The 10,198-nt window shown below is 40.4% G+C and carries 8 protein-coding genes; 6 read left to right on the top strand and 2 right to left on the bottom strand.

Annotation, left to right across the window (positions count from 1 at the left end):
- A partial coding sequence (locus AC4GME_RS10205; RefSeq protein WP_490379340.1) for a beta-ketoacyl synthase N-terminal-like domain-containing protein occupies positions 1–677 on the bottom strand: 677 nt, incomplete at its 3' end.
- 121 nt (positions 678–798) lie between these two features.
- Between AC4GME_RS10205 and mnmC the strand changes: the two genes are divergently transcribed.
- The 5 genes from mnmC (at position 799) to oleD (ending at position 7,723) form a co-directional block, all read left to right on the top strand.
- Positions 799–2,814, top strand: a complete 2,016-nt coding sequence (gene mnmC, locus AC4GME_RS10200; protein ID WP_490377177.1) for a bifunctional tRNA (5-methylaminomethyl-2-thiouridine)(34)-methyltransferase MnmC2/FAD-dependent 5-carboxymethylaminomethyl-2-thiouridine(34) oxidoreductase MnmC1 — start codon at positions 799–801, stop codon at positions 2,812–2,814.
- Positions 2,815–2,979: 165 nt separating this feature from the next.
- Complete coding sequence (locus AC4GME_RS10195) at positions 2,980–4,029, top strand: 3-oxoacyl-ACP synthase III (RefSeq protein WP_490377178.1); 1,050 nt, start codon at positions 2,980–2,982, stop codon at positions 4,027–4,029.
- A gap of 1 nt (position 4,030) precedes the next feature.
- Complete coding sequence (locus tag AC4GME_RS10190; RefSeq protein WP_490377179.1) at positions 4,031–4,912, top strand: alpha/beta fold hydrolase; 882 nt, start codon at positions 4,031–4,033, stop codon at positions 4,910–4,912.
- Between the two features lie 78 nt (positions 4,913–4,990).
- Positions 4,991–6,655, top strand: coding sequence for an olefin beta-lactone synthetase (oleC, locus tag AC4GME_RS10185; protein WP_490377180.1), 1,665 nt, complete (start codon positions 4,991–4,993; stop codon positions 6,653–6,655).
- An 18-nt stretch (positions 6,656–6,673) separates the two neighbouring features.
- Positions 6,674–7,723, top strand: coding sequence for a 2-alkyl-3-oxoalkanoate reductase (gene oleD, locus AC4GME_RS10180; RefSeq protein ID WP_490379339.1), 1,050 nt, complete (start codon positions 6,674–6,676; stop codon positions 7,721–7,723).
- Between the two features lie 13 nt (positions 7,724–7,736).
- On the opposite strand, the gene AC4GME_RS10175 is transcribed toward oleD, so the two are convergent.
- Entirely contained in the window at positions 7,737–8,240 is a 504-nt protein-coding gene (locus AC4GME_RS10175) for a M48 metallopeptidase family protein (RefSeq protein ID WP_490377181.1), read from the bottom strand.
- 192 nt (positions 8,241–8,432) lie between these two features.
- Here AC4GME_RS10175 and AC4GME_RS10170 point away from each other — a divergent pair, with 192 nt between their 5' ends.
- Positions 8,433–10,028 carry a protein adenylyltransferase SelO gene (locus tag AC4GME_RS10170; RefSeq protein ID WP_490379338.1) on the top strand — a complete coding sequence of 532 codons (1,596 nt, stop codon included), beginning with the start codon at positions 8,433–8,435 and terminating at the stop codon, positions 10,026–10,028.
- The last annotated feature ends 170 nt before the right edge of the window (positions 10,029–10,198 follow it).

Genomic DNA, 10,198 nt, shown 5'->3' with positions numbered 1-10,198 from the left:
CCGTCACGGTTTGCATCATAAGTACGTGACGCTTTTTCAGGCGTCTCATTGTACTTGCTGGAAAGTGCGCCCATTGCGTCAAATTCACAAGCCATAGTCCAATCTAACTCTTCACCACCACCTGCGAAAACAATATCTTGTTTTCCAAGTTGGATTTGCTCAAGCGCATGACCGATACAATGAGAGCTTGTTGCACAAGCACTGCTCATTGAGTAGTTAATGCCTTTAATTTTAAACGGTGTTGCAACACAAGCTGATGTTGTACTCGCCATAGTACGCGGCACCATATAAGGACCAACGCGACGAACGCCCTTGTCTTTCATGATTTGACATGCTTCAACTTGGTTTTTAGAAGAACCACCACCAGAGCCGGCAACTAAACCAGTTCTCTCGTTAGAAACCATCTCTTCAGGAAGGTTTGCATCAGCGATCGCCTGTTCCATAGAAAGGTATGTATATGCAGCGGCATCACCCATAAAGCGCATAACTTTACGGTCAATATGGTCTTTTGGCTCAATTTTTAAGTCGCCCCAAACGTGGCTGCGCATTTTCATCTCAGCAAACTGCTCTGAGAATGTGATGCCAGATTTACCACTTTTAAGTGACGCTAAAACTTCTTCTTTATTGTTACCAATACTAGAAACAATACCAATACCTGTAATTACTGCTCTTTTCATTATTAAGCCTTTATTGCTTGAGGGACTAATTATATGATTATCGAAATGTGGCCATTATTCATAAATTCAAGGCACACCGATTTAAAACTAAAATATAATCGCACAGAATAGGAAATATATCTTGTCTGAAGGCAAAAACAAATTAATTAAGCATGCCCAAATAAACTGGTCTGATCAGTCTGAACCATTTTCAGCACTATTTGAAGATGTCTATTATAATACAGAACAAGGATTAAACGAATCCTTATATGTTTTTATACAAGGCAATAACTTAGATCAGCGCTGGTTAAACTGTACTGAGCAGTTGTTTACAATAGCCGAAACAGGTTTCGGCACAGGTTTGAATTTTTTAATGACTTGTTTACAGTTTCAAAAATTCCAACAAACACAGCCAAAAGCGCAACTACGACGCCTGCATTTCACCAGCTTCGAGAAGTTTCCCCTAAACAGGGAAGACTTACAAAGTGCGCTCAACCGATGGCCCTTATTAAGCGATTTTATTACCCCCTTAATTGAACAATATCCACTGGCGTTAACAGGTTGCCACCGCATTACTCTGGATCAATTTAATATTACTTTAGATCTGTGGTTCGGGGATGTAAAAGAGACACTGCCCGCACTTTATAATTATGATTCCGGAATTTTTGACTGCTGGTACTTAGATGGTTTTGCACCAAGTAAAAATCCCGAGATGTGGAGTGAACAACTGTTCAAACAGATAGCCTGCACTTGTAAAGCAGATGCCACAATTGCCACCTTTACTGCAGCTGGTTTTGTTCGCAGAGGTTTAATAAATGCCGGGTTTGCTATGCAGAAACGTAAAGGTTATGGCAAAAAACGCGAGATGTTAGTCGGGCGATTCGATAGCTCATCTTTAAAAATCAAAACTCATGGTCCGGATTACCGCGCAAGTGCAACAATCAAAGCAGACAATATAGCAATTATCGGTGGCGGCATTGCCAGTGCTTGTCTGGCGTTAGCATTAATCAAACGCGGTTATAAAATCACACTTTACTGCAAAGACTCATCACTCGCGGCCGGAGCTTCCAGTAATCAGCAAGGCGCTTTATATCCACTATTAAATGGTCAACATAATAGTTTGAGCCAATTCTTTGCAAATTCATTTTTATTCGCTCGTAATTATATTCAGCAGATCGCTCACTCTTTTCCATTTGCTTTTGACTTGTCAGGTTTATTACAGCTCTATTACGATCCGGCATCTGCAAAAAAACTTGATAAAATTCTGCAAGCACAATTACCAGATGAACTTGTCAGTAAATGTTCAATCGCCCAGACAAATACCATTTCCAACCTTGATATTGGCCAATACTCCTTATATTACCCGCTTGCTGGATGGTTAAGCCCTAAACAGATGGTTGAAGCGATTATTAATAAAGCCAAACAGACAGGTGATTTAACCGTAAAGTTTAATCACAAATTACAATCCTTTACTCAAAACCAACAAGGTTGGACGTTAAATTTCGCTGATCACAGCTTTGAGCATGACCTGTTAGCATTCACAACCGGTTTTGATACATTAGATTTTAAGCAATGCCAGGCAATTCCGCTATCAGCGGCACGCGGCCAAGTAACACATATACCGACAGCTAACGGCATCAATAAGTTAAATGTTACGCTTTGCCATGAAGGATATTTAACCCCGGCAAATGATCAAAAACATTGCATGGGGGCGACATTTAAGCGCCATATTGTCGATGACTCATTTTCGCAGCAGGAGCAAGTTGAGAATAAACAAAAGTTAGCAAAATGTATTGCAGGTAAAGACTGGGTCGAGCAGATAGAGATCGATCATCAGGATGCAAATATCGGTATTCGCTGTACTACACGCGATCATTTTCCTTATGCGGGTGCTGTGCCGGATTACCAGGCGACTAAACTGTTTTATCAAGATGCTCAAAAATCATTAAATCCTAATAATGCCCCTTTTTACGATAATTTGTATATGTTAACGGGATTAGGTTCACGTGGATTATGCAGCGCTCCTTTGCTTGCTGAAATGTTAGCAAGTCAGATAAACAAAGAACCATTACCGTTAGCAAATGAAATATTAAATTCGCTACAGGGTAATAGACAGTGGGTGAATTACCTGAAAAAAGGTAAACCGCTAAAATTTTGAATAATAATAATACGCGTGAGCGCACCAAACAGGTGTAAAGCTATTATTCTTTGCGGATAGCCCTTTGTTAAAATTAAGAATTGCGTTAATCTACGCCCTCGATTTAAGGGTACGCCGAACATTTGCTCTTTTAATAGTGAAATAGATGAGAAATAAAACAGTTTAATGAAATATTCCCGTGTTTTTATCAATAGCCTAGCTTATGAACTGGCTCCACATGCCATTTCAAGCACCGAATTAGAATCGCGCCTTGCGCCTTTATATCAAAAACTTCGTATCCCAATGGGGCAGCTTGCCGCTTTAACCGGCATTCAAGAACGCCGTTGGTGGCCAAAAGATCATCGTTTATCAGATGGGGCAATTGAAGCAGCTAAAAAAGCAATAGATGAAACCGATATTAATATTAATGATATTGGCGCTGTTGTTTATACTGGTGTGTGTCGGGATCAGCACGAACCTGCAACAGCCTGCCGTATTGCTGCAGAATTGGGTGTTAATAGCAACACCGCAATATACGATATTAGTAATGCTTGTTTAGGCGTTTTATCCGGCATGCTTGATATTGCTAACCGTATCGAACTTGGCCAAATCAAAGCTGGTTTAGTGGTATCTTGTGAATCAGCTCGCCATATTGTTGATATCACTATCGACAATATGCTTGAAAACCCGACTATTCAGAATTTCTCACAATCATTAGCAACCTTAACAGGGGGCTCAGGCGCAGTTGCTGTTTTATTAACTGACGGCAGCTTGCCTCTGAAAAATTCACGCCAACATAAATTATTAGGCGCAAGCCACCTTTCGGCACCTGAGCATCATGATCTGTGTAAATGGGGTTTACAGGAAGTTGGATTGAAACTGCACCGCGAGTTTATGCGTACCAATGCAGTGCCATTACTTAAAGAAGGTGTGGCACTAGCACATGACACCTGGAAACATTTTTTAAGTCAACGTGACTGGCTAGTTGAGCAGGTTGATAAAGTTATCTGTCACCAAGTTGGCTCTGCTAATCAAAAGCAGGTGCTGGCAGCATTAAATATCCCTGCACACAAAGAGTTTCCAACTTACCAAAAACTAGGCAATATGGGCACTGTCTCTTTACCCGTAACCGCAGCTATGGCACATGACCAAGGCTTTTTAAAGAAAGGCGACAATGTGAGCTTTTTAGGTATAGGCAGTGGCCTTAATTGTATGATGTTAGGACTTGAGTGGTAAAATGAATTTAGATACATTATTCCCTTTTAAACGCAATTATTTAGATCGTAATGGTCAGCAATATCATTACCTCAATGAAGGCTCTGGTGAACCCGTCGTAATGGTTCATGGTAATCCAAGCTGGTCTTTTTATTACCGCAATTTAGTAAAAGCACTGAGCAAAAATTATCAATGCATAGTGCCCGATCATATCGGCTGCGGTTTATCTGATAAGCCCGGCGATAAAGAGTATGAGTACACCCTTAAAAATCGTATTGATGATTTAGAGGCTTTACTTGAATCTTTACAGATCAAAGAAAATATCACTTTGGTTGTTCACGATTGGGGTGGCATGATTGGTATGGGTTACGCGGCACGTTATCCGGAGCGAATCAAACGGTTAGTTATTTTAAACACCGGTGCTTTTCATATTCCAAAAGCAAAAACCTTTCCGATGGCGTTATGGATCTGCCGTAATACTCTGCTGGGAACAATATTAGTTCGCGGTTTTAATGCATTCTCTTCAATCGCGTCATATATTGGTGTTAAACGTAAAGCGATGCCTAAAGATATTCGCGAAGCTTATGTAATGCCGTTTAACTCTTGGAAAAACCGCATTTCAACATTACGTTTTGTGCAAGATATTCCCTTGTTCCCGAATGATAAAAACTATCAGTTAGTTTCTGATATTGATAAAAGTCTGGCTAACTTTCAAAAAGTACCAACTATTATCTGTTGGGGCCTAAAAGACTTTGTTTTTGATAAACATTTCTTAGACGTTTGGAAAGAAAAAATGCCGCATGCGGCCGTTAATGAATTTGCTGATTGCGGTCATTATATTCTTGAAGATGCAAGCGAACAGGTTATTCCTCTCATTGAAACATTTATGACTGATAACCCATAATATGAAAATCTGTATCGTCATCAATAATTTGATGGCGATAAGATAAATCGAACATTTAAGGTGGATCTTCACTAATTTATGCAAAATAACAAACAAGCTAACCTTTGCCGTCATCTTGTCGATGCAGCTAAAAACACGCCTAAAGCACTTGCTGTTGCTGTTCAAAAGAAAAAACTCAACAAACTTACCTATCAAGAAATTAATTTTTATTCACTTAACCAGCGTAGCGATCATATCGCTTTTGCACTTAATCAATATGGCCTAAAAAGTGGTGACAAGGCAGTGCTGATGGTAACGCCAAGCATTGATTTTTTTGCATTAACTTTTGCGCTGTTTAAAGCTGGCATTGTGCCTATATTAGTTGATCCCGGCATGGGAACTAAAAACCTCAAGCAATGTTTCAGCGAAGCACAACCTGATATTTTTATCGGCATTCCTAAAGCGCATATTGCCAGACGACTATTTGGCTGGGGTAAAGCCAGCATTAAACATAATATTACTGTCGCCGGATCGAGTTTGTGGGGTGGTAGCAGCTTAAAACGTTTACTAAGAAAATGTAACAATGATCAGCCTTATCAAATGGTTAAACTCGATCCGCAGCAAATGGCTGCAATCCTGTTTACCAGTGGCAGCACTGGCACGCCTAAAGGTGTTGTTTATAGCCATGAAATGTTCGAAGCACAAATAAACGTTTTAAAAAATGATTATGCAATACAAAATGGTGAGCGAGATTTAGCGACTTTTCCACTATTTTCACTGTTTGGTCCTGCACTGGGGATGGCCTCGATTGTGCCGGATATGGATGCCAGTAAACCAATCACAGCAGATCCCAATAATATCTTTGCCGCCATTGAAAAATATCAGTGCTCAAATCTGTTCGCCAACCCCGCATTAATCGAACTATTAGGCCAAGCAGGTGTAGCGCAAAGCCTTAAATTAAGCTCGCTTAAACGCGTAATTTCTGCAGGTGCACCAGCAACCCTACCCTCAATCAAACGTTTTACTAAGCTGCTTAATAATGGGGTTGAACTACTTAACTCTTATGGTGCAACAGAATCGTTACCAATTAGTAAAATCACCAGCTCTGCGCTATTACTAACTGAAAATATTACCGATACGGGCGGTGGTATTTGTGTCGGTTTAGCAGTAGAGGGTATCGAAATTTCTATTATCAAGATTACGACACAGATAATCGAGAAATGGGATGACAAGCTGGCATTACCAGCCTATCAGATTGGTGAAATCGTCGTTAAAGGACCGCAAGTAAGCCTAAGCTACTATCGACGATCGCAAGCAACAGTTGCGGGAAAAATAGATGACGGCAACACAGGACGCCACCGTATGGGCGATCTCGGCTATCTCGATGAGCATGGCAAACTCTGGTTCTGCGGTCGTAAGGCACATTCCGTTAATTCAATCTATAAAAATCAACAGAAAAGCTATTTTTCAATACCCTGTGAACGAATATTCAATACCCATCCAGAAATCAAACGCACTGCATTAGTTGCAGTAACCTGTAATGAAAAAACGCAACCGCTGTTATGTATTGAGCTAAACGATAATGCCTCGACAAACTCTACCAAGCTATTTAATGAATTAAAATTCATTGCTGATAGACACCCGCAAACAGCAGGCATCAAACAGTTTTTAATTCACCAAAGTTTTCCGATGGATATCCGCCACAATGCGAAAATATTCCGCGAAAAATTAGCCGTTTGGGCGCAGCAGCAGATAAATAACTAGTTGGAAACTTTTAATACAATGCCACAATTAAGTAAGTTAGATGAGAGGCAGCAAGCAGTTTTAACCCTGTTATCAACACAGGTAAAACGTGTTTTTGTCACTGGCGCGGGCGGTTTTTTAGGAAAAGCATTATGTCGATTTTTACGTAGTGCTAATATCGACGTGGTTGGTTTTGCCAGAGGAGATTACCCCGAACTACGCGCTATGGGCGTGCAGTTAATCAAAGGCGATATTGCAGATAAACAGTCACTGTTAGCTGCAATGCAAGAGTGTGACTTAGTCTTTCATGTTGCCTCAAAAGCTGGTGTCTGGGGTAACAAACAATCCTACTTTTCACCTAATGTGACTGGAACAGATAATATCTTAGCAGCTTGCCATGAACTTAATATACAGCGATTAGTTTATACCAGTACACCAAGTGTAACCTTCTGCGGCTTTGATGAAGATGGCATAGATGAATCTGCACCGTATGCACAACAATATTTAAATTTTTATGGTTTATCTAAAGCGATTGCAGAAAAGAATGTTTTAAATGCAAATTGTGCAACACTGAAAACTGTTGCACTACGCCCTCACCTGATTTGGGGACCAGGCGATCCGCACTTAGTACCTAGGGTTTTACAGCGAGCAAAGGCAGGCAAACTAAAGTTAGTCGGTAAAACAGATAAACTCGTAGATACCATTTATATCGACAATGCTGTCTACGGACATCTGTTAGCTGCTGCCCAGTTAAGTGAATCACAACCGGTTTGTGCCGGTAAAGCTTATTTTTTAAGTAATGATCAACCAATATTAATGGCCGATATGCTTAACAAAATCCTTGCTTGTAAAGGATTCGCCCCTGTTACTAAACGTGTGCCGGCCTCCGTGGCTTATGCCGTCGGTACAATATTGGAGTGGATCTATTTAGGGCTTAGAAAAAATGAGGAGCCGATTATGACCCGTTTTGTAGCGCGTCAGCTTTCAACCAGTCACTATTTCGATATCAGTGCGGCGAAGAATGACCTTGGTTACCAGCCCCTTATTTCAATTGACCAAGGGATGCAGAAACTAAAAGCTTCGCTGTAGCCTGTTCTATTACCTAGTATAGAGCACCATTAAGCTCATATTCGATAAGAAACAAACGCGTATCCAGTTCTAACTGGTGATAATCCGGCAGCATATGCAAGCATAATTTATAAAACGCCTTGTTATGCTCTTTCTCTTTAAGGTGCGCCAATTCATGGACAACAATCATATCTAACAGCGCTTGCGGCGCTTCCTTAAACATCGTTGCAATACGTATTTCCTGTTTCGCTTTTAACTTACCCCCTTGTACACGTGATATATAGGTATGCGTACCTAATGCATGTTTTACCAGTTGCAACTTAGGATCGTAGCTTACTTTGCTAATTGGAGAAGATTGTTTTAAATAGCGCTTTTTATAATCCTGCACATACTCATAGAGCGCTTTTTCACTACTGATAGCGTGTTTATTCGGATATCTGTTTTTCAGATAATCACTGAGTTTATTTTTCTCAACTAGTGACTTAACTTGATCCACAATATTTGCGGGATAATGGTTTACATACTGAAGCACTTTCATCGATTGCAGACTTAAATTAATTGTAATAATGGCGATTATAACATCTGTTTTTATTTAAGTTATGCTTCCGTTTAAACAACTTGCCAACTTAGCTTCAAGCAACTAAAACTAAATCTTATTCACTTACTTACTGCAAATACCCTACTAAATTACTATACTATTAATATCTGACTATATAAAGAAACCGATACCATGACAGACCTCTCTTTTGACAATCGCTTTATTAACAACTTACCAGCAGATCCGGAAACTGATAATTATTGCAGAACTGTTGAAAACGCAGCATATTCTTTTGTTTCAACCACTAAAACGGCAGCACCAAAATTAATTGCAGTGACGCAAGAGTTTGCAACGCAATTAGGTTTTTCAAGCGAGACGATTCGTTCAATAGAATTTACACAAGTAATGACAGGTAACCGCTTATTACCGGGCATGCAAAGTTACGCGCACTGCTACGGTGGCCACCAGTTTGGTCAGTGGGCCGGACAGCTTGGTGACGGGCGCGCCATTAACCTTGGTGAACTTATTACAGCAACTTTAGGTAATCAGACTCTACAACTTAAAGGTGCAGGCAAAACCCCCTATTCCCGTCATGCCGACGGCATGGCGGTTTTGCGCTCTTCTATTCGTGAATTTTTATGTTCAGAAGCGATGTTTCATTTAGGCATTCCCACTACGCGCGCGTTAAGTTTATGTTTAACCGGTGAACAAGTAGTACGCGATAAAATGTATGACGGTAATGCCGCGTTTGAGTCTGGTGCGGTTGTATGCCGTGTATCTCCTTCATTCCTGCGTTTTGGCAGCTTTCAACTGCCCGCTTCGCGTGGTGATCAACTACTTTTAATACAATTAGTACAACACAGTATCAAAGCTGATTTTCCCCATCTGTTAACAACAGAGGGTAACTTCACTGCAGATCTTTACCTCGACTGGTTTAGTGAAATTTGTAATCGCACTAGTGAGATGATCGTGCACTGGATGCGTGTGGGTTTTGTTCATGGAGTTATGAATACTGATAATATGTCGATTATTGGTGAAACCATTGATTACGGTCCTTACGGCTGGATTGATGATTTTGATCTAAACTGGACGCCAAATACCACAGATGAACATGAAAAACGCTACCGCTTTGGCGGCCAATCACAAATAGGCCAATGGAATCTTTTTCAACTGGCTAACGCGATATTTCCATTAATTGGTGAAGCCGAGCCATTACAAGCAATAATGAGTGATTATGCCATTAACTATCAAAACAGATGGTGCAATATGATGGCTGCAAAATTAGGTTTTAAAGCGTATCAGGGACAAAGTGACTTACAGCTGTTTCAATCTTTAGAAAAACTGTTAACTGCAGTTGAAACCGATATGACTCTCTTTTATCGTCTGCTCGCTAACGTTGCCAATGATCTCGATCTGCAATCTCACAGTCAATGGTTAGCGCTCTTTGCTCCTTGTTATTACGACTTACCGGGACTTGATACTCAGTATTTACAGAGTTTCAGTCAGTGGCTGGAACGCTATCTGGCGCGTATCAATTTTGATGGTTTAACGCAGCTGCAACGCGCAGAGACGATGAACCAGGTAAACCCTAAATATGTATTGCGCAATTACATCGCACAACAAGCGATTGAACTTGCCGAACAAGGCGATTTTAGTGAAATTTTAAAGCTGCAAATCATTTTACAAAATCCCTATCAAGAGCAGGCAGAAAACCAGGATTACGCGAAAAAACGTCCTGATTGGGCGCGAAATAAAATTGGCTGTTCGATGTTATCTTGCAGTTCATAGCGACTGTTGTTGGTCATACCAGTTGCTAACTAAAGTTATTACCCGGCAAATAAAGCGTGATGGGCTAATCATTTCAAATTAAAAGATAACCAAGAGTGTTATTTGTCTTTAAATTGTGATGGAAAAATCACGGTGAGATATTTTTTATATTAAAATGTGTTCTGATACCT

This window comes from Psychromonas sp. (genome assembly GCF_983033635.1).
The sequence above is the reverse complement of the archived record's forward strand: the minus strand, read 5'-3'. Positions and strand labels throughout refer to the sequence as shown.

Bases quoted from the DNA above. Each gene is read 5' to 3' on its own strand.
- AC4GME_RS10175 (WP_490377181.1), bottom strand. From the start codon at position 8,240: ATGAAAGTGCTTCAGTATGTAAACCATTATCCCGCAAATATTGTGGAT.
- AC4GME_RS10190 (WP_490377179.1), top strand. From the start codon at position 4,031: ATGAATTTAGATACATTATTCCCTTTTAAACGCAATTATTTAGATCGT.
- AC4GME_RS10170 (WP_490379338.1), top strand. From the start codon at position 8,433: ATGACAGACCTCTCTTTTGACAATCGCTTTATTAACAACTTACCAGCA.
- oleD (WP_490379339.1), top strand. From the start codon at position 6,674: ATGCCACAATTAAGTAAGTTAGATGAGAGGCAGCAAGCAGTTTTAACC.
- oleC (WP_490377180.1), top strand. From the start codon at position 4,991: ATGCAAAATAACAAACAAGCTAACCTTTGCCGTCATCTTGTCGATGCA.
- AC4GME_RS10195 (WP_490377178.1), top strand. From the start codon at position 2,980: ATGAAATATTCCCGTGTTTTTATCAATAGCCTAGCTTATGAACTGGCT.